This is a genomic window from Vreelandella neptunia (genome assembly GCF_022489065.1).
GTDB classification, from domain to species: domain Bacteria; phylum Pseudomonadota; class Gammaproteobacteria; order Pseudomonadales; family Halomonadaceae; genus Vreelandella; species Vreelandella neptunia_A.
The window spans coordinates 64,043-86,989 of record NZ_JAKVTW010000006.1 but is presented as its reverse complement, the minus strand read 5'-3'; the positions used below and the strand labels follow the sequence as shown (position 1 = coordinate 86,989).

General features: G+C 52.0%; 20 protein-coding genes. 3 read left to right on the top strand and 17 right to left on the bottom strand.

All coding sequences use genetic code 11. The annotated features are described in order from the left end of the window. Nucleotides 1–7 precede the first annotated feature (7 nt). Nucleotides 8–415: a nitrite reductase small subunit NirD gene (nirD, locus tag MLE19_RS10485; RefSeq protein ID WP_240718131.1), complete on the top strand. Its 408-nt coding sequence runs from the start codon at nt 8–10 to the stop codon at nt 413–415. A 93-nt stretch (nt 416–508) separates the two neighbouring features. Here the strand turns inward: nirD and MLE19_RS10480 are convergent, their stop codons facing one another. Then, nucleotides 509–1,345, bottom strand: a complete 837-nt coding sequence (locus tag MLE19_RS10480; protein WP_240718130.1) for an alpha/beta fold hydrolase — start codon at nt 1,343–1,345, stop codon at nt 509–511. Between the two features lie 252 nt (nt 1,346–1,597). On the opposite strand from MLE19_RS10480, the gene MLE19_RS10475 reads away from it, so the two are divergent. After that, on the top strand, nt 1,598–2,542 hold the full coding sequence (locus MLE19_RS10475) for a cation diffusion facilitator family transporter (protein ID WP_240718129.1): 945 nt from the start codon (nt 1,598–1,600) through the stop codon (nt 2,540–2,542). A 4-nt stretch (nt 2,543–2,546) separates the two neighbouring features. On the opposite strand, the gene MLE19_RS10470 is transcribed toward MLE19_RS10475, so the two are convergent. Further along, nucleotides 2,547–3,704 carry an MFS transporter gene (locus MLE19_RS10470; RefSeq protein WP_240718128.1) on the bottom strand — a complete coding sequence of 386 codons (1,158 nt, stop codon included), beginning with the start codon at nt 3,702–3,704 and terminating at the stop codon, nt 2,547–2,549. Nucleotides 3,705–3,841: 137 nt separating this feature from the next. On the opposite strand from MLE19_RS10470, the gene MLE19_RS10465 reads away from it, so the two are divergent. Beyond that, nucleotides 3,842–5,257 carry a PLP-dependent aminotransferase family protein gene (locus tag MLE19_RS10465; protein WP_240718127.1) on the top strand — a complete coding sequence of 472 codons (1,416 nt, stop codon included), beginning with the start codon at nt 3,842–3,844 and terminating at the stop codon, nt 5,255–5,257. A 10-nt stretch (nt 5,258–5,267) separates the two neighbouring features. On the opposite strand, the gene MLE19_RS10460 is transcribed toward MLE19_RS10465, so the two are convergent. The 15 genes from MLE19_RS10460 to speG all read right to left on the bottom strand — a co-directional run bounded on the left by MLE19_RS10460 (nt 5,268) and on the right by speG (nt 22,849). After that, on the bottom strand, nt 5,268–6,758 hold the full coding sequence (locus tag MLE19_RS10460; RefSeq protein WP_240718126.1) for an alanine/glycine:cation symporter family protein: 1,491 nt from the start codon (nt 6,756–6,758) through the stop codon (nt 5,268–5,270). A gap of 141 nt (nt 6,759–6,899) precedes the next feature. Next, complete coding sequence (locus MLE19_RS10455) at nt 6,900–7,916, bottom strand: Ldh family oxidoreductase (RefSeq protein WP_240718125.1); 1,017 nt, start codon at nt 7,914–7,916, stop codon at nt 6,900–6,902. A gap of 117 nt (nt 7,917–8,033) precedes the next feature. Next, the gene (locus MLE19_RS10450; RefSeq protein WP_240718124.1) at nt 8,034–9,608 is read right to left on the bottom strand and encodes an aldehyde dehydrogenase (NADP(+)); all 1,575 of its coding nucleotides are present in this window, start codon (nt 9,606–9,608) and stop codon (nt 8,034–8,036) included. 42 nt (nt 9,609–9,650) lie between these two features. Further along, on the bottom strand, nt 9,651–10,406 hold the full coding sequence (locus MLE19_RS10445) for a FadR/GntR family transcriptional regulator (RefSeq protein WP_240718123.1): 756 nt from the start codon (nt 10,404–10,406) through the stop codon (nt 9,651–9,653). A gap of 65 nt (nt 10,407–10,471) precedes the next feature. Further along, nucleotides 10,472–11,272, bottom strand: a complete 801-nt coding sequence (locus MLE19_RS10440; protein ID WP_240718122.1) for an NAD-dependent epimerase/dehydratase family protein — start codon at nt 11,270–11,272, stop codon at nt 10,472–10,474. A gap of 37 nt (nt 11,273–11,309) precedes the next feature. After that, nucleotides 11,310–12,170 (bottom strand): amidohydrolase family protein, encoded by an 861-nt coding sequence (locus MLE19_RS10435; RefSeq protein WP_240718121.1) that lies wholly within the window; start codon nt 12,168–12,170, stop codon nt 11,310–11,312. 2 nt (nt 12,171–12,172) lie between these two features. Further along, nucleotides 12,173–13,309, bottom strand: a complete 1,137-nt coding sequence (locus MLE19_RS10430; protein ID WP_240718120.1) for a mandelate racemase/muconate lactonizing enzyme family protein — start codon at nt 13,307–13,309, stop codon at nt 12,173–12,175. 39 nt (nt 13,310–13,348) lie between these two features. Then, entirely contained in the window at nt 13,349–14,629 is a 1,281-nt protein-coding gene (locus MLE19_RS10425; protein ID WP_240718119.1) for a TRAP transporter large permease, read from the bottom strand. Nucleotides 14,630–14,632: 3 nt separating this feature from the next. Further along, entirely contained in the window at nt 14,633–15,169 is a 537-nt protein-coding gene (locus tag MLE19_RS10420) for a TRAP transporter small permease (RefSeq protein WP_240718118.1), read from the bottom strand. Between the two features lie 59 nt (nt 15,170–15,228). Beyond that, nucleotides 15,229–16,284, bottom strand: a complete 1,056-nt coding sequence (locus tag MLE19_RS10415; protein ID WP_425356808.1) for a TRAP transporter substrate-binding protein — start codon at nt 16,282–16,284, stop codon at nt 15,229–15,231. Between the two features lie 61 nt (nt 16,285–16,345). Next, on the bottom strand, nt 16,346–17,263 hold the full coding sequence (kdgD, locus tag MLE19_RS10410; RefSeq protein ID WP_240718117.1) for a 5-dehydro-4-deoxyglucarate dehydratase: 918 nt from the start codon (nt 17,261–17,263) through the stop codon (nt 16,346–16,348). A 167-nt stretch (nt 17,264–17,430) separates the two neighbouring features. Beyond that, entirely contained in the window at nt 17,431–18,756 is a 1,326-nt protein-coding gene (locus tag MLE19_RS10405) for an enolase C-terminal domain-like protein (protein ID WP_306420910.1), read from the bottom strand. A 195-nt stretch (nt 18,757–18,951) separates the two neighbouring features. Continuing rightward, nucleotides 18,952–19,713 carry a metallophosphoesterase gene (locus MLE19_RS10400; RefSeq protein ID WP_240718115.1) on the bottom strand — a complete coding sequence of 254 codons (762 nt, stop codon included), beginning with the start codon at nt 19,711–19,713 and terminating at the stop codon, nt 18,952–18,954. Nucleotides 19,714–19,798: 85 nt separating this feature from the next. Beyond that, nucleotides 19,799–21,511 carry a thiamine pyrophosphate-dependent enzyme gene (locus tag MLE19_RS10395; RefSeq protein ID WP_240718114.1) on the bottom strand — a complete coding sequence of 571 codons (1,713 nt, stop codon included), beginning with the start codon at nt 21,509–21,511 and terminating at the stop codon, nt 19,799–19,801. Nucleotides 21,512–22,297: 786 nt separating this feature from the next. Further along, complete coding sequence (speG, locus tag MLE19_RS10390; RefSeq protein WP_240718113.1) at nt 22,298–22,849, bottom strand: spermidine N1-acetyltransferase; 552 nt, start codon at nt 22,847–22,849, stop codon at nt 22,298–22,300. Between the last annotated feature and the right edge of the window lie 98 nt (nt 22,850–22,947).

The following is a 22,947-nucleotide window of genomic DNA, read 5'->3' as shown; positions in this document are numbered from 1 at the left end:
GCAACCCATGACCGCAATGGCACTGAAAAAAGAGATGGATACCATGGCTTCTCAAGACAGTAAGACGTGGCAAAAAGTCTGCACCAAGGCTGATCTGGTAGAGTTTTCAGGCGTCGCCGCCTGGATTGAAATCGCCGAAGGCCCGGCTCAAGTAGCGATTTTCTATCTCCCCGGCGATCGTTTACAAGGAGAGGGTAAACCACTTTACGCTCTCGACCACTTTGACCCTTTCTCCAAAGCGAATGTGATCGCCCGTGGTATCGTCGGCGACCTTAAAGGCTCGGCGGTGGTCGCCTCACCCATTTATAAGCAGCACTTCCGCCTTGAAGATGGTCAGTGCCTGGAGGATGAGAGCGTTAAGCTGCAAACCTGGAAAATTGAATTTAAGGGTGAAGAGGTTTGGGTTGAGGGGTAATGCCAAGCCATTAAACAGCGCCGCCTTTTTCGAGGCGGCGCTATTCTCCATACAACACTCGAAATACGCATATAGCGTTCAGTACATGCGTCTTTAGCTATCCAAAAACTTAATCAAAGCCTGATTAAACTCGTTAGGATGGGTAGCAGTTAGGCCATGTGGCCCGCCTTTAATCACTTCTGTCTTGGCATTGGGTAGAAGCTCCTGCGCCCGCTTGCCGCTGATTTCAAACGGCACGATGCCGTCCGAGTCACCGTGAAGAACCAGGGTAGGAATATCGATATTGGGCAGGTCTTTGCGGAAATCGGTATAGCTAAAGGCTTTAATGCAGTCGTAAGTGGCTTGAGGAGAGGCGAAGGCGGCGATATCGCGATGATACTGGCGGTTTGGCTCGCTGATTAAACCGCTGCGCTCACCTGCAGTGAAAAAGTTCTTGGTAAAATCTTCCAGGAACGCGATGCGATCAACCTTCACTCCGTCTAAAAACTGATTAATGGTGGCGTCATCCAGGCCACCTTCGGGGTTGTCATCTGACTTATATAAGTAAGGGGGTACCGCCGCTGCAAAAACGGCTTTCTGAACACGCCCCGTGCCGTAACTGGAGAGATACCGGGCCACTTCACCACCGCCCATGGAAAAGCCCACCAGAGTGGCATCGTGCAAATCCAGCGCGTCGATCAGTTTCTTGAGGTCTGACGCCAGCGTATCGTAATCGTAGCCGCCATCAGCCTGCGTCGACCCACCAAACCCGCGGCGGTCATAGGTAACCACTTTGTAGCCCGCCTCTACCAGTGCGGGCACCTGCTTTTCCCATGAGCGACCACTTAGCGGCCAGCCGTGAATCAGCACTACGGGCTTGCCCGCCCCGCGCACTTCATAATAAAGCTCAACCGGTGTGCCTTTTTCCGTTCCTACACTTAGCATCGGCATCGTTACACCCTCCTGTTTGGCTTAACGTCAGTCATTCGTATGCCATGTAAGGCTAGTACAACCTTTTCGGCCTTTCCAAAGCCCTATTCTGCGTGGCGCATAAGTACATCTCTCACGGGGATGCAGAGTCGGCGGGCCAAAGGCTGAAGGCATTCAATAAAGTGATGACAAACAAATCGCTGACATTGCGACCAATGATATTGCTATGCTTGCCAGCCTCTTTATTAGGTAAGCATAGGAGCAGAAAAGTTCGTGAAGAGTGAATCGAGTACCTTAGCCTTCTCCGCTTTTATGGCGCTGCTCATTGGCTGTGCAGGCATTATTGCTACGCTCGCCTCTAACTCCCAAGCGATCCTTCTCGATGGGCTGTTCAATCTGATCTATTTCAGTGTCGCCCTGGTGACTATAAAGGTAAGCAAACTAGCCAGCCGTCCGGATAGTGAGTCCTACCCGTTCGGCTATAGCTACTTTGAGTCATTGGTGAATCTCTGCAAGGGACTGCTGATTTTAGGCGTCTCTATCTTTGCGTTGGTTGATGCCATTGCTGCCTTGCTCACCGGCGGCCGTGTCATCGCAGCGGGTTTGGCCGTCCTGTATGCCCTGTTTGCTACCTTTGCCTGTTCGCTGACGGCTTGGGTGATGCACCGTAGTCAGCGGCATGTGAGCAGTCCCTTAGTGGCTGCAGACAAGCTTAACTGGGTGGTCAACAGCATCATTTCGGCTGCGGTGCTAACCGCATTTTGCTTAGTGATCGTATTCGAGCGTTTGGGCTGGCAGGCTATTCTGCCCTATGTGGATTCGGTGCTCGTCATTGCAGTGGTAGTGCTCTGTTTAGGCGTACCTGTACGTATGGCCTCCCAGGCACTAAAAGAACTGCTCAACAAAACGCCTGAAGAAGCTATCGCGGTACCCGTTCGCCAAGCCGTGGCGAATGCTCTGGCGGCTACCGACACTCAAGAAGTGCGCGTACGCATGGTACGCCCTGGTCGCCTGCTGTATGTCATCGTGCATGTGGTGCTGCCCGAAACATCCCACCTCTCCATCGCCAACCAAGATGCCCTGCGCGCCCGCGTTGATGAAGAAGTACGCCGCTATTACTCGCCGGTGGTGTGTGATGTGGTATTTACTGCCAATACCCGCTGGGCGGCCCCTTCGTGCGGACTATTGGTAGAAAAATCCTACGGCAAGCACCTTTAAGTCACTATTGTGCTTTACGCAGCAAAAAGATTGTACTGATTACGCCGCCCAGTAGCGCCAGCCCAAACAGCGTTAAGGCGGGCGTATGCCCTACAGCATCAATCAGTATCCCGGTGGTAATGACCGGGATACTAAAGCCAAGATAGGCCATCAGAAAATAGCCAGCACTGGCCTGGGTTGAGGATGTCCCGGCAACCGCCAGTACCCCACTTAAACCGCCCAAATAGATAAATCCATAGCAAGCACTGCTGGCGGCGATCGTGCCCAGCAGGACAGCCACAAGGTAGCCATGAACAGCGCCCCAGGCGGTCAACCCATAGGCCAACGGCAGTATTAGAAGCCCCAATCGAGTGGCGGCATATGGTTTGAGCTTTCGCGCCCAGGGCTGAAAGAGTACACCACAGCTGCAAATACCAAACGTGGCGAAGCCGCTCCAGGCTGATAACCCGTGCTGCTGTAGCGTAGAGGGTAAAATCGCAATCACTAACCCGACCATCGCCCAAGCCAGCATGATAGCCAACCCATAAGCGAATGCGCCTGGAGGGTAGCTGGGCAGACGCAGCATTGGGCTTTTAGTCGCATTGGGCGCACGATCCTTAAGTGTGGAAACGGCCACTAGCGCCAGTGAAGCGAAAGCGAGATAAAGCCACAGACTGGGCGGCGACACACTTGGGGTATGAAAAACAAACAGGCTCGTGACAGCGGCCCCCAAACCAAACCCAAGCGCGGTACTGGCCGTCACATAGTTCGTCGCGACACGATTGTCCTTACCTTCTAACACTATCTGCATATACGCCGGTGCTACCGCCGATGTCAGCCCCATGCTGATGCCGAGCAGAAAGCGGGTCACCCCCAGCGCGTACAAATTAGGCGCCACCAGAGTGAGAGTGGTAGCCAACAGGCTTAACAGCAGCGCCGTTACGATTAATGGCTTGCGCCCTACCCGCTCAGCAAGACCATTTAAACCGAGCAAAACCGGCAAAACGCCCATCACATAGCAGGCAAAGGCGACGGTGGTCGCTCCTACCCCTAAACCATCCCGAGCCGCGAACGCATCATAAAGTGGCGCCTGTAAATTAACCGCCGAGGTAATCATACACAGCGCAAAGGCCAAACAGGCGGCACTCCTTCTGTTGATAGCTGGGTTAACCGTGCGGCTCATAGCGAAGTCCTGAGTGTGTCAATCAGTGAACCGCTAAGCTCGCACGCTTACACCACAGCGGTAAGGTACACTTATCCATCACTATCACGGCACTGTTCCGCTCTTTCCGAGAACAGTTGAAAACCATTGGGTCAGTTATGAAACTAGAGGTTAATCGACACGCCAATACCTCCATCGCCCAGCAGCTTGAGGCGGGTATTCGCGCGTGGATTAAAGCACACGGCGCAGGTGGCGGCCGCCGGTTGCCTTCGATTCGCCGTTTAGCCGCTACCCATCACATTAGCCGTAATGCGGTTATTGAAGCGTATGAACGACTGGTGGCGGCCGGGTTGGTGCGCTCACGGCCCGGCTCAGGTTTTTATGTGGCTGATAATGCGGCCTCATTTACCTCACAGCCTGCTGTCAATAACGCGCTGCAAGAGGTCACCAACGGCTTGTGGGGGCTTTTCAATGCCAATGAACACGCCCTAAAACTAGGCTGCGGCTGGCTTCCCAGCGATTGGCGCGAAGGTGATGATCTAACTCACGCTATCCGCTCCGTCGCACGTAAGAGCCGTCCTGGAATTTTTGAATACAGCACACCTCATGGCTCGCAGCTGCTACGCGGCTTGATTCAGGAGCGCCTGCGGCCGCTGGCAATTACCGCTGATGCCCAACAGATCGTGATGACCGGCGGCGGCAGCCATTCGTTGGATCTATTGGTTCGAATGCTGCTTGAGCCTGGCGATGTCGTGTTTGTGGAATCGCCTGGCTATTACAACCTGTTCGGCCTGCTTCACTTGCAGCGCATTCGCGTGGTAGGCGTACCGCGTCTCGCCGATGGGCCGGATATCGAGCGATTGGAGGCGATGTTAGTCCAGCACCGCCCTAAGCTGTTTTATATCAACAGTGTGTTCCATAACCCCACGGGCAGCACTCTAACCCCGGCGGTAGCGCACAGAGTGTTACAGCTCGCCGAACAGTACGATTTTCAGATTATTGAAGATGACATCTATGCGGATTTTCAACACACACCCACCACGCGCCTTGCAGCACTTGACGGTTTGCGGCGCGTTTTTTACCTGGGCAGCTTCTCAAAAAGCCTCTCCTCTTCCCTGCGAGTTGGCTTTATCGCCTCCCCTCCACCGCAGGTACAGCCATTGGTCGATATCAAAATGTTGACCAGCATCTCAGCTTCGCGCTTTGCAGAACAGGTGGTTACTACCTTGCTACAAAACGGTAGCTATCGAAAGCTCACCGAACGGCTGCGCACCAAGCTCTCTAGCCAGATGGCCATAGCGCTGACAATGCTCAAGGGAGCAGGTTGGGAGATCTATACCGAGCCAGCAGGTGGGATGTTTGTATGGGCAAAACCACCGGCAGCCACCTCGCCCCAACAACTGAGCGAGCTGGCTAACCGGTGGGACGTCATGCTATCACCAGGGCACTTGTTTTTTGCCGACCACCAAGCGACGCCCTGGCTGCGTCTTAACGTGGCTTATATGCAGGACCCGAGAGCAAAAGCATTTATTGACGCCGCGAGCTTAAAGCGGCCAGAGGGCCGCATTAATTAAATGTAAGTCCCTACTCTTGTTTTGCCTCTTTCACTGGCCATACATCTGCATCCACCAGCTCTGGACGTTTAAGAATGGCAGGGTCAAACAGCGGCTCCTTAATGCCTTCGCGGCGCTGGCGCTCATAATCTTTCAGCACTACAACGGCGATTGGGCCCATCAACAGTATGGCGAACAGGTTAGTTGTGGCCATCAGCCCCATGGCCAGATCGGCAAAGTCCCACACCACGCTTAGCTCGGCGACAGAGCCAAGGAGCACCATAACGATAATGATCACCTTGAACACACTGACCGCCTTTTTAGCGTGGCGGCGGAACAGAAACTCAATATTCACTGACGAGAATGAGAAGTTAGCCAAGATGGAGGTAAAAGCAAAAAACAGAATCGCTAGAGCGATGAATATTTCCCCGAAGCCGCCTAAATGGTCAACCATGGCATCCTGAGTCAGTTGAATACCTTCGATGCTGTCGCCGGGCGACTCCGACATCAGCCGCTCATAAACACCAGAGAGCAAGATAACCACCGCCGTACAGCTACAGATCACGATGGTATCGACGAACACACCAAAGGATTGAACTAGCCCTTGCGCCGCCGGGTGCTTTACGGTTGCTTGGGCAGCCGCATTGGGCGTTGACCCCATGCCCGCTTCGTTGGAGAACAGGCCACGCTTAATGCCGTTTTCCATTGCCGCTTTAATAGCGTAGCCCGCGACGCCACCCACTGCGGGGCCAAGGCCAAAGGCACTCATGACGATCAGTGAGAGCATATCGGGCACAGCAGAAAGGTTGGCAAACAGAATCCAAAGCGCCACCAGCAGATACGCAATCGCCATGACGGGTACAATTTTCTCGGCGGTTCGCGCCACCGACTTAAGCCCCCCATAAATGACGAAGCCTGCCAGAATGGCAATCACAACGCCGGTGAGCCAATGAGGAATACCAAAGGCGCCATTCATGCCTTGGGCGATGGTATTCGACTGAGCGGCATTAAAGGCCAAGCCGTAGGCAATAATCAGAAACACGGCAAACAGCGCGCCCAACCAACGCCAACCCAGGCAACGCTCGATATAAAAAGCGGGGCCACCGCGGAAGACGCCATCTTCATTACGGTGCTTATAAACCTGCGCCAAGGTGGATTCTATAAACGCGGTGGCAAACCCCAATAGCGCCGTCACCCACATCCAGAAAATCGCCCCAGGCCCACCAATCCACAGCGCTAACGCCACCCCGGCTAAATTACCGGTACCGACCCGAGCCGCCATTGAGGTTGCAAACGCCTGGAAGCCGCTGATGCCATCGCCAGCACCGCGGGCGGTAAACGTGACATAAGCCATATGCCTGAACATCCGGAACTGCATACCCCGGGTCATGATGGTAAACAGCAAGCCAGTGCCTAGCAGCAGATAAACAAGAATGTAGCTCCAGATAAAGTTACTGACAGGCATCATGATGGTATAGAGACCATCGCGCAGCGGGGCAATGAGTAATTCGAGGGTCTCCATGGGAATGCTCTCCAGTTCGTTTTTGTTCACACCTGAGTATTTACCCTAACTCAGGGTGCTGAGTCAGCTCGCCTAAATGGCGATGCCACCCCACGATTCTAGACAGTTTTTTGACCCCGCCCCAAAAAAACGCATTAAAAACTAACCAGCAGCAAGCTGCGTCAGCTCATCATACAGTGCCTTAGGAAAGCTCAAGCCATTGACTCGACTTCGCTCCCTCGCCTCAAAGCGGCGCTGAGAAGGCAAGCGCGCACCTTGGCCCAGTATGCCTTCGAAAAGGACTTCAGCGTGTTTGAGGTGGCTCTCTGCGTCCTTGCCCAAAAAAGCCTCAGGCGACATGGCAATAATCAACTCGCCATGAAAAGGCTTGCCGGTTTTCTCAGCATTCGCGGCCTGGGTTTCGTGGCCTAGCAAATCGCCAATCAGCGGGCCCGCTAAAAGCTCGACCATGGTGGAAAGCGCGGAGCCTTTATAGCTACCAAAGGGCAGCATAGCGCCAGCGAGTGCCGCCACTGGATCTTTCGTCGAGTTACCCTCACTATCAATCGCCCACCCTTCGGGGATAGATTTGCCCGCTCGCCGATGTAGCTCTATCTCGCCACGGGCGACCACGCTGGTGGCAAAATCAAACGTATAAGGTGTACTCCCTGGGCGTGGCCAAGAGAAAGCGATGGGATTGGTGCCAAAAAGGGGCGAAGTACCACCCGCCGGGGCCACAAAAGCGTGACTGGGCGTCATGGCCAATGCCACCAACCCTTCTGCTGAAAGCGTTTCCACCTCAGACCACAGCGCTGAAAAGTGGAAGCTGTTATTAATCGCAAGCGCCGCAATTCCGCTACGTTTAGCCTTCTCGATCAAATGCGGCTTACCCATTTCAAACGATAGCAGCGAGCAGCCCTTATTCGCATTCACTTTGACGACACTGGTTGCTTGGTCAGTGAACGTTGGCTCGGCTTGGGTATCAACACCGCCGTTTAAGGCGGTTTGGACACAGCCAATGAGCCGGTATAAACCGTGGGAATGGCACTCATCCCGTTGGGCCGCCACAACGCTGCGTGTTATCGCGTCGGCGTGGGCCTGACTATAGCCGTTATGGGTAAGCACCTTGTTACTCAGCGCTTCAGCTTGTTGTAGAGAAATAGTAATATCATCACTCATGGAATCACCTAAAATACTCTTTTTATTAATTATTTATTCAAAACCGTCTTTAAAAAAGGCACTAAAAAAGCAGGCAAACAATGCCTGCTTTTGAACTGCAATAGTGGCAGCTGTGTTTTAAAGTTCGCGCTTACCGTCAACTAATCGCGACACCTTCAGCGGGTTGCCCTCTTTAAGCGCATCGGGCAGCAAGCCTTCAGGCAGAGACTGGTAGCAAACTGGCCGTAAGAAGCGGTGGATGGCCGCCGTCCCTACCGAGGTCGTGCGTGAATCAGAGGTAGCCGGGAACGGGCCGCCGTGCACCATGGCATGGCAAACCTCAACACCGGTGGGCCAACCATTGGCAAGAATACGCCCTGCTTTACGCTCTAAGGTGGGCAGCAGCGCTTTAGCGGCCTCCAGGTCGGCGTCATCCATATGCAGTGTGACGGTGAGCTGACCTTCTAGCTGCTCAGCAACACGTTTCACTTCCGCCTCATCTGCGCACTCAACCACCAGCGAGGTGGCACCGAACACTTCCGCTTGCAGCGCTTCAGACGCAAGGAAATCGCTCGCTGATGCAGCAAATAGGCCCGTTTGGCACTGATAGTCACTGCCGGTTTGGCCACGAGCAATTTCACGCACTTTATCAGCACCGCTCAGGCTGGAAACTCCCTCTTGATAGGCACGATGAATGCCTGGCGTCAGCATGGTCTGTGCGCCGCTGGCTTCCACCGCACCGCGTGCCGCTTCAATAAAGGCATCCAGCTCAGGGCCTTTTACCGCAATCACCAGGCCAGGGTTGGTGCAGAACTGGCCCGCGCCCATATTGAGCGAACCGACAAAGGCTTCACCCAGCGCTTTACCACGCGCTTTCAGAGCCGCCGGTAGCAAGAAAACAGGGTTAATGCTGCTCATCTCGGCGTAGACCGGGATCGGCTGGGGACGTGCTTGGGCGGTTTTCATCAGCGCCATACCGCCACTGCGCGAGCCGGTGAAACCAACGGCTTGGATGCGCGGGTCATCAGCCAGCGCCTGGCCGATCTCGTTACCGGCACCAAACAGCAGCGAGAACACGCCTTCCGGTAAGTTGCAGGCTTTCACAGCTTTTTGAATCGCTTGCCCGACTAGCTCAGACGTACCTGGGTGCGCCGAGTGGCCTTTGACCACTACCGGGCAGCCAGCAGCCAGGGCTGATGCGGTATCGCCACCCGCTACCGAGAAGGCCAGCGGGAAGTTGCTGGCGCCGAAAACGGCCACAGGGCCTAATGCAATATGGCGCTGGCGAAGGTCGGCGCGGGGCAGCGGCTGACGCTCCGGCAGCGCTGGGTCGATGCGTACATCCAGCCACTCGCCGGCGCGGACAACAGAAGCGAACAAACGCAGCTGACCGCAGGTTCTACCCCGTTCGCCCTCGATGCGCGCCTGAGGCAGGCCCGTTTCGGCCATAGCACGCTCAATCAGCGCACCACCAATCGCTTCAATTTCACTAGCAATGGTTTCTAAAAAGGTCGCCCGCTCTTCGAGGGGCGTTTCGCGATAGGTAGCATAGGCCGTTTCAGCTAGCTCGCAGGCTTGCTCAACGTGTGCCCGGCTGCCGCCAATATAGATGGGCTCTAGCTTTTCGCCAGTGGCGGGGTTAACCGCTTGAATGTTGGCTTGAGTTCCGGTCACTGCTTGTTGACCGATTAGCATTTCGCCTCGAATCGTCATAGGTCGCTCCTTATCTTGTCAGTGATGTCACTGGTCGCGATGCTACTGGTCACGGTATTGAGCATAAGTATTGCGCGCCCGGTTAAGGTGCTGATACATCGTTTCGCGGGCAGCTTGAGCATCGCGGGAAAGAATAGCTTCAAGGATATAAGTGTGCTCTTCCTGAACGCGCTCTAAATAGCGCTCTGAAGAGATCGGGTTAATATCGATACTCAGCAGTTTGGCGCGGGGAATCACGCTCTGGCTCCACTGCTTGTAAAAAGATTGGAAAAAGGGATTTTTGGTCGCGGTGGCAATCGCAAAATGGAATAGATAATCCTCTTCCCTGGCCTGGGTTTTGGCGGCAAACGCATTACTAAAAGCGAGATGCTGCGCTTCAAGCCGCTGCCGATCCTCATCGTCATGGCGTAAGGCTGCTAATTCGGCCGCCGCAGGCTCTAAGGTTAGCCGCAGTTCCAGCAGGTGCAAGATATCTTCCACAGTCGTCGGGTTAATACGCTCTGCAGGACGCGCATCTACTTTGGAAGAGCGTAGCACCGAGGTGCCTACGCCTCGCCGGGTTTCCACTAACCCTAGGGACTTAAGGTGGGTAATCGCCTCACGGATCACTGTGCGGCTAACCCCAAAGGAGTCACACAGGCTATTCTCAGTAGGTAGCTTCTCACCCACCGCGACTTTTCCCTGGGTGATTAACGCTTCCAATTGGTCGGCCACGTGCACGGACAAGCTTCCTTGCTGCGTCACTTTACTTACTTGAAGCGGTTTTAAGGCAGAAGCCGTTGCGCTAGGTTTGGCCATGAAAGCAATCCTTCAATAATGTCCAAGTTGTATTATATCGCACAACTTAGGTCTTATAAGTGCCATCAAACGTCGTCAGGGTGACCTGATTTGGTGAATTTACCGCCTTGATAGCGCACGGCCAAATCACTGCTATCAATATCAAAATCCAACGCTTCCGTTTCTTCCCGCCATGGCTCAGAGCTATCTTGTGGCGCCCAGCCTAAGAAACCAGCACGTGAATTATCCCACCATTTTTCTGTATTATTCGATGCGCCATACACCACCGTATACCCTAAACGCGGTGTCACAAACGCACGCTGCAATAAACTAACAAAATCCGCCTGACTCAACCATGTCGCCATCATACGGGTATCAGCAGGCTTATCGAAGCAAGAACCGATTCTGACGCTGAGTGTTTCTACGCCAAATTTATCGTGGTACAGGCTGGCAAGATTTTCGCCAAAGCACTTTGAAACGCCATACAGTGAATCGGGCTTTTGAACCACTTGGTTGTCTATTAGCTGATTGCGCTCGTAAAAGCCGATGGTGTGATTGGAACTGGCAAATACGATGCGTGGTTTACCCTGCTTGCGGGCTGCCTCATACAGGTGATAGGTACCCAGGATGTTGGCCTGTAAAATGGCTTCCCAAGGGCTCTCTACCGACATACCACCAAGGTGAACAATACCATCGCAATCGCGCACTAACTCGGTCACGGCCTGCATATCGCTTAGATCGGCTTGAATTAACTCCTCGCCCTCATCCGCAGTGCCTAAATCTGCAATATCTGACAGGCGAACATGCTTAGCGAGTTTGGATAGATGAGGTCGCAAGCTTTTGCCCAAGCCTCCAGCCGCACCGGTAACTAAAATTCGATTTAACATATGGATTCCTTACTATTTGGTAAAATTATGGACAGGCTTAGAAGCCGTACAACGCGGCAGGGTTATCCACCAGGATCTTTTGACGGGTGGTCTCATCTGCCCACTGCAGCAATACATCAAGCTGTTCGGCATCATCTGGATATTGCTCACGCGGAACTCCGACATGAGGCCAGTTCGTGCCCCAGATAACCCGCTCAGGCGCATGCTCAATAAGTCGCTTTGCGATAGGGCCGACATCGGAATACGCGGGCCCGCCGGTTAGGCTAGCTTCATAACCCGCACAGATTTTTATCCATGCATTACCACGATCCAGCAAGCTAAGAAGCTGGTCAACGCGGTGGTCATCAGCGGCCACCGGCGGCATAAACTTACCGATATGATCAATGATGTAATCGGTTTTGATTGCTTTCAGCGTGGCCATATAGTCGTCAACCTCACGACCATTAAACTGCACCATTAAGTGCCAGCCGAAGGCTTTGATCCGTGCTTCCACCTCTGCTAAACGATCCATCCCTACCGCGCCGCCGGGCAACTGCATAATTCGCGCCCCACGTGCCCCTTGGGCGTGAAACGCCTCAATCTGGGATTCGTCAGCATCCGGCGCTACCGCCACAATCGCACGGGCATTTTCCTGCCCTATTTCCGCCACGCCTTGTAATATCGCGCGGTTGTCAAACTGGTAGGCATTGGGTTGCGTCACCACAACGCGCTCCAGCGAGAGCCACTTTTGCAGCCGGCGGTAGTCATCGACCGTTGCCAGCTCAGGGATTTTAGGGCCACCCGGCTGCGCTTCAAAGCCCGGCAGATATAGGTGAACGTGGCAATCAGTTGCCCCTGCAGGCGCTTTCAACGTTGGCGGCGTTCCGGTTAATGGTCGTGTATTAATTGGAATAGACACGGTTATTTGTCCCTAAGTGCGTAGGTGGATAGCGCATCGCGGTTAATTTCAATACCCAGCCCTGGGCCATCGGGAATTGTCATCACGCCCTGGTTATGTTCCAAGGGCGTTTGCACGACGGCCTGACGGAAAGGGTTTTCAGTACGATCAAACTCCATGATCGGTTCGATCGGCTTGCGACGTGGCGGGTTGGGCGGCAACGCGGCCATGAACTGCAGGCTTGCCGCTAGACATACGGCTGTACCCCACACATGAGGTACCAAGCGCACGCCGTGCATGGCCGCCATATCGGCGACTCGACGCATTTCGCTAAACCCACCGACACCACAGATATCCGGTTGCACAATATCTACTGCGCGGCGAGCCAACGGCTCGTGCATGGCATAGCGCCCGTGCCAGTTTTCACCGCTGGCGATAGGGATGGGCTGGCCAGCGCGAACGGCTTCGTAGGTAGAAATTTGCTCTGGCAGAACAGGTTCTTCAAACCAGTCGATACCAAAGGGGGCGGCACGCTGGCCTAGTTCGATCGCTTCTAGATAGTCATAGCCGTGGTTGGCATCAATCATCATGCGCATATCAGGGCCAATGGCATCTCGCACGGCGGCAATCACTTCCAGATCCTCTTCGACATCAAAGCCGATTTTGATCTTCACCGCATGAAAGCCATCGCGGCGATAGCCTGCCACCTCAGCGGCTATGTCGGTTACCCGGTCAACACCTGCCCGAGCGAACGAACCGGTGGCGTAGGCACGCACGCTGTCACGGAAGCGGCCACCCAGTAGCGTTGAGATTGGCACGCCAAAGCGCTTGCCTTTGATATCCCACAACGCGATATCAATACCGCTTAATGCCGTGACCGTTAAACCGCGCTGACCTTGGTCGCGTAAACGGTTATAAAGCGTTAGCCAAACTTTTTCCGTTTGCAGCGGATCTTCGCCTATTAATGATTGGGCGTAGACCTCCACAATGGCGGCATTGGGCTTAGCAGGCCCTAAACACTCCCCCCAGCCAATGGTGCCATCATCACAGATGATCTCAACTAGGCAGTGCTGGCGACGGGAGAAGTGCATAGAGGCACTCTCAAATGCCGTCTCAAGTTGGTAATCGAGTATATGCGTGTTTACAGCAACAACTTTCATAATCGATCTATCCTTTTTAGCAGCTTTTTGAAAGCGCACCTATTGGAAAAAGCCGGGCAAAGTCAATGAGATGGCGGGAACATAAGTCACCAGCATCAAGGCTGCAAACAGTGCTAAGAAGAACGGCCAAATAGTGCGTACTGCTTCCTCGATTTTAATTTTGCCAATGACACAGCCCACAAATAGGCACGCACCTACCGGAGGTGTACACAGGCCTAGCCCCAAATTCATCATCATAATGATGCCGAACTGAATGGGATCCATGCCGAACTGCATGGCCACAGGTAGGAAAATAGGCGTGCAGATAAGGATTAACGCCGCCATATCCATAATCATGCCAAGAATCAAAAGGATGATATTAAGCATGAGGAAAATAACGACCGGCTTATCGGAAATAGCCATCAAGCCCGTGGTCAGCATTTCGGGGACATTATAGAGGGCAAGTAGATAAGAGAAGGCCGATGCACAGCCGACTAAAATCATCACTAGCGAGGTGGTTTTTACCGCCTGAACAACAGCGGCCTTGAAAGAGGCCCAGGTCAGTTCTCGGTAAACCAGTCCAGTTACAATAATGGCGTAGATAGCACCGAAGGCGCCTGACTCTGTCACGGTTAGAATGCCCGAAAGCACACCCCCGACAATAATAATCGCGGTCATGAGGCCAGGCAGAGAAGCGATAAAGCTGATCATCAACGCATACCAGCCAGGGAAGGCCTCCCCCTTATAACCGCGCTTCACCGCTACAACATAAGCAGCGACGGCTAAGCTGACACACATCAATATGCCTGGAACAATACCGGCTATAAACAGTTGGGTAACGGAGATGCCTCCGCCTGCTGCAACTGCATACAGAATCATGTTGTGGCTAGGTGGGATGACGACGCCTGCGATCGATGATGTCACGGTGACATTGACGGCATAGTCGGCGTCATACCCTTTCTCTTTCATTACCGGAATTAGAATAGAACCTAACGCTGAGGTGTCTGCTACTGCCGAACCCGAGATTCCTCCGAACAGCATGGAGGAGAAGATATTCACCATACCCAAACCACCGCGCACCTTACCTACCATCGCTGAGGCTAAACGTACAAGGCGGGTAGATATACCACCGTGCATCATTAACTCACCGGCAAATATAAAGAAGGGAATAGCGAGCAGCGAAAAAACAGAAATACCAGAAAGAATGCGCTGAAAGGCAACAAACAGTGGTAAGCCTTCATAAAGAAACGTTACAACGGCCGCTAACCCAACAGCAAAAGCCACCGGTGCGCCCACTAAAAGGCCCAGAAAAAATATCCCGAAAAGAATAATAAGACCCATCGATTATACCCTCTTTACTTTTCGAGTTAGTAAGCGCTGCGCTATATCAGCCGATGAAAACAGCATGATTAACACACCACATATCACCAGGGGAGCCGCACGCCAACTTTCTGAGAGTCCTATCATGGGGATGGCTCGCTCCAAGTTAGTCATTACCAGTTTCCAACCTTGGAAAGCCATAAAGCCGCCAAAAAAGAAGATAAAAAGATCAGAAATATGGTGCATTATGTCGCGTATAGGGCCAGAAAAGCTTTCGCGAACAAAATCTATATTGAGATGGCTGTGGTGTCTTACGCCAGCCGCTGCACCTAAGCAGGTAATATAAACAACCAGCACTAGAGATGTCTGTTCAACCCAGGTTGGCGTATTGTTTAATATATACCGGCCAAAGACTAACCATCCAAATGTAACAATAAGCGCTACTAATAAAATGCCCGCAACCAAAATGCATAATGCGGCAGCACTGTCTAGAATTCTATTCAGCGAGCTGCTCTCTGTTGCGTCTTCTTTATCGACTGAGGGTTCAAGTTCGATACTCACGGCACATATCCTTTTCAACTTCCGGCAGCACTAACTGCCGGAAGCGTGTGGAGGTAGAATTACTCGGTGGCGCGAATTTCCTCGATCAGCTCACCCGTGCCTGGATTGTTAGCAATAAACTCTTCATACATAGGCTCCATAAGCGCTTGGAAGGCTGCTTTGTCGTCAACTTCGTTAATCTGCACGCCGTGATCAAGCACTATCTGACGACTCTCTTCGGAACTTTCCACCCATAGCTCACGCTGGCGCACTGAGGCTTCTTCGCCTATTTCACGAATGATCTCTTGATCTTCTGCTGAGAGTTCGTCCCAGCTAGCTTTCGCCACACACAAACACTCAGGAATAATTAAGTGTTCAGTCAGTGAGAAGTAATCCGTCGTTTCATAGTGGTTACTTGACTCAAAAGAGGGGTAGTTATTTTCTGCCCCATCCAGCACGCCAGTGGTTAAACTTTGATACACCTCGCCATAAGACATCGGAGTGGCATTACCGCCCATTGCCTCAATCATGTCGACATAAAGATCGTTATTCATTACTCGAATCTTTAAGCCTTCCACATCCTCCGGCGTTTTGATGGGCCGCTCAGTGTTGTAAATACTTCTTGCACCTGAATCAAACCAGGATAAAACCACCAGCCCTTTTGCTTCTAAAGCGTCAGCGAAGCGTTCACCAATTTCGCCATCCATTACCGTATGCATGTGTTCAACGTTATTGAACAGAAAAGGTAATGAGAACACATTGGTTTCTGCGACGATGGGCCCCATGGGTCCCATATTAAAATTGGCAAAGTCCAATGCTCCGTTGCGGGTCTGCTCAATAGCATCCGACTGGTCGCCCAGTACCGCATTGTTATAAACACGTGGGGTAATGCGTCCTTCCGTTTGCTCAGCTACCGCTTCTGCAAACTCTTCCATTGCCACTGAATTGGGGTAACCATCAGGGTGAATATTCCAGCCACGCCAGTTATCCGCTTGAGCAGGCAGTGCAAAGGCCATGAGTGCCATTACGCTAACGGTAGGCAGCATCGCTTTTAAAGAGTGAGACTTTAAAGAACGGGGTTCCAAAAAGCTGGTTTTCATAGCGCTGGCGCTCATGAAGTTATTATGTGTGCGCATGTGTAATATCCTCTTATTATTGGTAATTACATACTAACTATTAGTGATAGTTAGTAGTGGGTTAATACTTCTTGGCTACTTTGATAAGCGCTTCAAGTTGTTGGCACTCATCTTTGGTTGGCATTGACAGAGGCGCGCGAACGCTGCCTGCTGGGCGGCCAATAAGCTCAGCACCTGCTTTGATCAGGCTAACGGCGTAGCCCGCTTTTCGATCCCTGAGATCTACAAAAGGAATGAAAAAGTCGTTGGTGATCTGTTTCACAACGTCTTTATTGCCTTTGCGTAACTCCTTATAAAACGTCACAGCCATTTCCGGTACAAAGTTGAAAACGGCAGAGGAGTATGTGTTCACTCCAATGGAGACATAGGCTTCAGCAAAAATTTCAGCCGTCGGTACACCACCGATATAAACTAAGCGGTCTCCTACGGTTTTGACGATTTTGTTTAACGCTTGAATATCGCCTTTACCATCTTTAAGACCGACTAAATTAGGACATAGGTCAGCGAGCTCCTGAACAGAAGGCGCCGTCAAGATGCCGTTCCCGCGATTGTAATAAATCACGTTCACTGACGTAGCATCACAAATCTGACGAGCATACTCGACCAATCCATCTTGCGGGCACTCAGTGAGATACGGCGGCATTAAGAGAATGCCATCAGCACCCGCCTCTTCAGCAGCTTTTGCAAACGCAGTGCCTGTTGCCACGCTTAGCCCAGCACTGGCAATAACCGGTAAGCGCCCATCAATGACCTCGACCGCTACGCGAACAATCCGACGATACTCTTCCAGCGAAAGACTGAAGAACTCCCCTGTGCCACCCGCGACAAAAACTGCGGAAATTTCATGGCTAATAAACCACTCGAGCCGCTTGCGATAGCTCGCTTCATCGAAGCGGCCCTGATTATCGAAATCCGTAATCGGGAACGATAACAAGCCATCGCCGATAGCATTGACCACTGCTTCTCTTGAAAATGTCACATTGAACCCTCTTTATAAATGTGTTGGCCAAGACATAAACAGGCAGTAAGAGCTGACCAACATCTTATGTAATACATCATACAACTTAAACGATATGCATCAGCGGAGCATCTCGCAAGCAGAACTAACAAAATTTAAACCAAAGTAGCAGTCGTTCATACACGGCTTCAGCGGATTAGGGCGGGCTTTTTGGGATCAAACTCCCAGCCAGGAATTAAAAACTGCATGGCCATGGCATCATTTCGCTGCGTGGTATCCAACGACTTATAAAGATTGTGTGCCTCCATAAGTTTTTGTTTGTCAAGCTCAACTCCCAGCCCTGGGATAGTGGGCACCTTGAGTTTGCCACCGCGGATGAGCAGAGGTTCTTTCGTGATACGCTGCCCGTCTTGCCAAATCCAGTGGGTGTCAATGGCGGTAATCTCACCCGGACAAGCCGCCGCAACGTGGGTCATCATGGCGAGCGATATATCAAAGTGGTTATTACTGTGAGAGCCCCAGGTCATGCCCCACTCATTGCAAAGCTCACCGACTTTGACCGCACCTTGCATGGTCCAAAAGTGACAATCTGCCAAAGGTATATCGACAGAATTTAGCTGAACGGCATACTGCAGCTGCTTAAAATCTGTCGCAATCATATTGGTAGCGGTGGGTAGTCCGGTGCGCTTCTTGAACTCCGCCATGGTCTCGCGCCCTGAATAACCCTCTTCCTGACCACAGGGATCTTCAGCATAGCTCAGCAGGTGTTTGATAGGCTCCAGCACTCGCACCGCTTCATCGAGTTTCCAGGCACCGTTGGGATCAAGCGTTAATCGTGCATCGGGGAAGGCGTCATGTAGGGCGCGAATGCATTCGGCTTCCTCTTCGCCACGTAATACACCACCTTTTAATTTAAAGTCTTTAAACCCATACCGCTCATAGGCGGCTTTGGCCAAATTAGCCACGGCATCGGGGGTTAGCGCTTCTTGGTAGCGTATTTCGTCCCAGCTATCTTGAGGATTATGCGCTTTAGGGTACGGGAGGTCTGTCTTGGCCGGATCACCCAATAAAAATAGGTAGCCCAATACTTCGACTTCATCACGCTGACGGCCATACTGACCAAGCAGGTCGGCAACGGGTAGATGTAGCGCCTGCCCATAGAGGTCTAATAGTGCCGACTCAATACCGGTGATCACATGCACCGCTACGCGCATATCAAACGTCTGGCGCCCCCGCTCTTCACGTCCGTTCTGAGCTAATCGCAGGCGAACCTGATTCAGAGTGTGCTTGATATTATTGATTGGAGAGCCTTCCACCAGCTCACGGCACTGCTCTAAACCTTTAAGTATGCCGCCACTGGACGGAATCTCACCAACACCTTGATTACCCGCGTCATCTTCAAGGATGACTACACAGCGAATAAACCAGGGGGCGTGGCCGCCACTAAGGTTAAGCAAGAAGCCGTCATAGCCTGCAATTGGAATTACACGCATTGTTTTGATTTTTGGGAACATATGCCTACTACACTGTTAGTTATTGAGCCGCCTGACTCTTTATGTAATACATCATACAACTGGAAGGTAAGTAGAGGCGCGTTGGATCACAAGCAAAACCAGCGGAATTTAAACCAAAGTAGCAGTAGCGATCATGCAGCTCACATCGCTATTGGCAGCCCAGGCCTATAGCGATTCTTTTTGAAAACTAAGCGTTTAGATATCTATCACCCAATCCGGCTTAAACAGCACCGGATTAAACTCGTAGGGATAACCGCCAGGATTAGCGATGATGCGAGTGCCATTGCGCAGAATATCCACGGGCTCGTGAACATGTCCATGCACCCATACATCCATCTTGCCCATTAATTGCGGCAGATGGGAGGCAAACGCGGGGGATAACGCATCGCCTATATATTGATCAGGAATGCAGTCATGAAGGGGAGCGTGATGGCTCACCACCACCTTTGGGCCATCAAACGGTTGAGATAGCGCTTCTTCAAGCCAAGTGAGTGCGTCAGCGTGCACCTGCTGGCTCGCTTGGGGTGTGAATGTTACTCCTGGAGAAGTTTGAACGATCTTAAAATCGGGCATGTACTGCAATGCTTTTGATTCGGTATGGGCAGGGTTTTGGGTAGGGTCATTGGCATAGAGCGCAAAGTCCGTCCACAGTGTTGTGCCATAAAAGCGCGTGCCATTAAACGTAATGGCACGGTTATCAAGAAGCTCTATATCAAGACGCTCGGCCTCTAGCGCCAGTTCATCACGCAGTAGCGACATGCAAGTGCCATAGAATTCATGATTACCCGGCACATAGATAATCGGGGTATCAGGGAAGCGCCGACGAGCCCAGGTAAGCCCCTCGCACTTGTGGTGAATATCTCCTGCCAGAACCACTACATCGGCGTCCACCTCAGGCAACTCACGGTTTCCGTCAAAAAACTCCAGGTGTAAGTCAGACAAAATACGCAGCCGCATAGGCCTCCCCAAAAGACATTACTAAGGTAAATAACACTCAACAAACTGCATTATGCCTGCTGCTGCCATTATGGTGATAAGCCACTCAGCGTTTTAAAAAGTTACTTTTGACCAAATGAACCACTTCATCCATACGCCCACTCAGCACCGCTTTAGCGGAGTAAAGTGCAGTAGAAGCCACTTGTCCTGATTCCACTTTAGGCGGCATGACGAGTTCCATTGGGTTCACAACCACATCCAACAGCGCCGGGCCGGGATATGCCAGCCAGTCGCCAATAGCGTCCTCAAGCTGATCTTCTCGTTCAACGCGCTTACCCCACAGACCCATGGCTTGTGCGACACGCCCAAAATCAGGATTTTCCAGCTCGGTATAGGCATCCAGTAACCCTTCCACTTTCTGCTCCAACTCCACAAAGCTTAACGAGCTGTTGTTATACACCACGATTTTAAGCGGAATACGCCGCTGCACTAGGGTTAACAGGTCGCCCATTAACATGGAGAGCCCGCCATCACCGCACATAGCGATGACCTGACGATCTGGATATGCCAGTTGGATACCCAGCGCTTGAGGATAGGCGTTCGCCATGGTGCCATGCTGCAAGCTTGCTAGGGTGCGGCGCTGGCCCAGCGAGCGAATGTGACGCAACATCCACACGTTAACACTGCCGGTATCTGCTGTGATCAGTGCATCGTCATTGGCCAAACGATCAAGAGCGAGCGTTAGCTCTTGAGGGTGGATTAGCCCATCGTCTTTGCTTTTATGAGCCGACTTCTGCAGTGATTTTTGGTAGCGCTTGCGGCATTTTTCTAGCCAGCGCGTGCTGCTATTAGGCTCGACGACCTGAGAGAGCGCTTCGCATGTATCTCGCGTACTGCCTATGATGCCGACATCAACAGGGTAACGCTTACCAATGTGTGCTGGGTCGTGATCCACCTGAATAATCGCAGCGCTCTCTGGGTAAAACTGGCTAAATGCAAAGTTACAGCCAAGTAGCAGCAACGTGTCGCACTCTGCGACAGCATGGTAGCCGCCTTCAAGGCCATAAACGCCGGTCATCCCAACCTGATACGGATTATCATGCTCGATGAAATCTTTGGCGCGGGAGGTCCAGGCGATGGGCGCCTGCAGTTTTTCTGCCAGGGCAATCACCTGTTCACGGGCATCTTCACAGCCTGCACCGGCGAATATCGTGATATTGCCGCCTTTATTGAGCTGCTGAACAGCGGGAACCAAGGCCGCCGCTGTCGGGCGTAGTGAGTAGTTAAACCGGTGGGTACGATAAGCAAGTTGGTTTTGCGGCGTTTGATTGAAAATATCACCTGGAACGATCAATACCGCGACCCCACGCTTTGCCAGCGCGTTTTGCGCAGCAAGCGCCGTCATTCGGCGTGCCTGTTCAGGGGAATTCAGGGTTTCACAAAACACACTGTACTGTTCGAACACTCGAGATTGATCGACTTCTTGGGGGAAACTACTGCCTGTTTCGCCTAGTGGTACCTGTGTCGCAATGAACACGACAGGTGAACCATTGCGATGTGCATCGAAAAGACCATTTACAAAGTGCAGGCTGCCTGGCCCACAGGAACCGGCACACAGCGCTAACTCTTGGGTAAGGTAGGCTTCACCGCCAGCCGCGAATCCGCCGACTTCTTCGTGGCGAACGCCTATCCACTCTATGTCACTTTGTCGCAGGGCATCGGTGAAGTGATTAAGCGTATCTCCTACAACTCCGTAGCAGCGCTTTGCACCTGCATTTTGAAGAGTTTCGACCATGATTTCAGCAACATTGGTGCTCATTAGCGACTCCTTTCGCGGCGAACTGATAGTAGATGATGCAGGATATAGCCTAGCGGGTTATCACTTATTCTGCGTAATGCGGGCCTTTTTATAGCAGCCACTCACCTCAAAATGCTGCATCGCAACAAAAAGGCGCTATACTGTCAATGTAGTCCCACTAGGAGGACCACACTATGACGTTTCTAATAACTCCCCCTGCACGCGATAAAGAAGTTCTGGAGTTCTGGAACTTGAACGCCCAGTGGCATCGCGCCGCAGTCGAAGCGCTGAAAGCCTATTTAGGTTAATTCAGGTGCTTTATCCCCTTAAGACTAAAAGATAATCACCGAAGCCGGGGTCATTCCCGGCTTTTTTATGTCTATGAAAACCTTTTCCATTCAAACTTATAGTGCCATAAGCGGCTTAAATGTAAGCAAATGCTTACATGAAATGGCAAATTACCTACACCTTTTGGACTATCGGAAGCCTGCAAAAACTCTTATTATCATTCCCCACAGCTAAAATGCTGCTATGCACAAATTCACTCGTGTACAAAAATAGGCTGTGAATAACAATATTTTCCACCTAACCTCTGAAAAAGGAGTAGCCGCCATGCAGCACTCAGTTAATCAAGCACAGGCGATGGAAGCCGATATCATGGAAGTATGGGCCAAACGCGCTCAACAGCAGCGGGCAGCGCTTGATGCAATCCAGGCCTACCTGGACTAAGCGTAAGCACTGTTTTATACCTTGCAATATCCGCTACATCCCACGCCTCGTCTCAGCGAGGCGTTTTAATTGGGAGAATCATAGCCAGTTGGATTCAGGTGCTTCGGTGGTATCCAGCTGATCGAGATAGGTGTTCTGCAGAATATACATGCGCTTCACATCCCGGTATTTGCCATTGATAAAGAACTCCTGCACTAGGTGCCCCTCTTCAATAAAACCGCTCTCTTCGTAAAGATGGATCGCTTTGACGTTCTCCACCGCCACAATGAGATATACCTTGTGTAAGTTTAGGATAGTGAAGGAGTAGTGCAATGCTTGGCGAATCAAGGAACGGGCAAATCCTTTACCCTGATGGTCCGGGGCAATGATGATTTGAAACTCGGCACTGCGATGGATGTAGTCGATCTCAATCAGTTCCACCAAACCAATCGCGGCACCGTGGCTATCTTCAGCAACAAAGCGCCGCTCGGCATTGTCATGAATATGCTTGTTATAGAGCTCCTCTAACTCGTCAAATGACTCGTAAGGCTCCTCAAACCAGTACGACATGATGCTCTGGTTATTATTGAGCTCGTGGACAAAGCGCAGATCATTGCGCTCAAGTGCCCGTAAATACAGTGTATGGCTCATGGCCCTCAATCCTTGTGAATATCCCTTCAGAAGTCTCGTTTTCCACTGACGCGCCGCTAGATTTTATGACTGGTTTTAGGGCCGATGCCAAGGTCGCT

Bases quoted from the DNA above. Each gene is read 5' to 3' on its own strand.
- nirD (WP_240718131.1), top strand. From the start codon at position 8: ATGACCGCAATGGCACTGAAAAAAGAGATGGATACCATGGCTTCTCAA.
- MLE19_RS10480 (WP_240718130.1), bottom strand. From the start codon at position 1,345: ATGCCGATGCTAAGTGTAGGAACGGAAAAAGGCACACCGGTTGAGCTT.
- MLE19_RS10470 (WP_240718128.1), bottom strand. From the start codon at position 3,704: ATGAGCCGCACGGTTAACCCAGCTATCAACAGAAGGAGTGCCGCCTGT.
- MLE19_RS10465 (WP_240718127.1), top strand. From the start codon at position 3,842: ATGAAACTAGAGGTTAATCGACACGCCAATACCTCCATCGCCCAGCAG.
- MLE19_RS10460 (WP_240718126.1), bottom strand. From the start codon at position 6,758: ATGGAGACCCTCGAATTACTCATTGCCCCGCTGCGCGATGGTCTCTAT.
- MLE19_RS10455 (WP_240718125.1), bottom strand. From the start codon at position 7,916: ATGAGTGATGATATTACTATTTCTCTACAACAAGCTGAAGCGCTGAGT.
- MLE19_RS10450 (WP_240718124.1), bottom strand. From the start codon at position 9,608: ATGACGATTCGAGGCGAAATGCTAATCGGTCAACAAGCAGTGACCGGA.
- MLE19_RS10445 (WP_240718123.1), bottom strand. From the start codon at position 10,406: ATGGCCAAACCTAGCGCAACGGCTTCTGCCTTAAAACCGCTTCAAGTA.
- MLE19_RS10440 (WP_240718122.1), bottom strand. From the start codon at position 11,272: ATGTTAAATCGAATTTTAGTTACCGGTGCGGCTGGAGGCTTGGGCAAA.
- MLE19_RS10430 (WP_240718120.1), bottom strand. From the start codon at position 13,309: ATGAAAGTTGTTGCTGTAAACACGCATATACTCGATTACCAACTTGAG.
- MLE19_RS10425 (WP_240718119.1), bottom strand. From the start codon at position 14,629: ATGGGTCTTATTATTCTTTTCGGGATATTTTTTCTGGGCCTTTTAGTG.
- MLE19_RS10415 (WP_425356808.1), bottom strand. From the start codon at position 16,284: ATGCGCACACATAATAACTTCATGAGCGCCAGCGCTATGAAAACCAGC.
- MLE19_RS10405 (WP_306420910.1), bottom strand. From the start codon at position 18,756: ATGTTCCCAAAAATCAAAACAATGCGTGTAATTCCAATTGCAGGCTAT.
- MLE19_RS10400 (WP_240718115.1), bottom strand. From the start codon at position 19,713: ATGCGGCTGCGTATTTTGTCTGACTTACACCTGGAGTTTTTTGACGGA.
- MLE19_RS10395 (WP_240718114.1), bottom strand. From the start codon at position 21,511: ATGAGCACCAATGTTGCTGAAATCATGGTCGAAACTCTTCAAAATGCA.
- speG (WP_240718113.1), bottom strand. From the start codon at position 22,849: ATGAGCCATACACTGTATTTACGGGCACTTGAGCGCAATGATCTGCGC.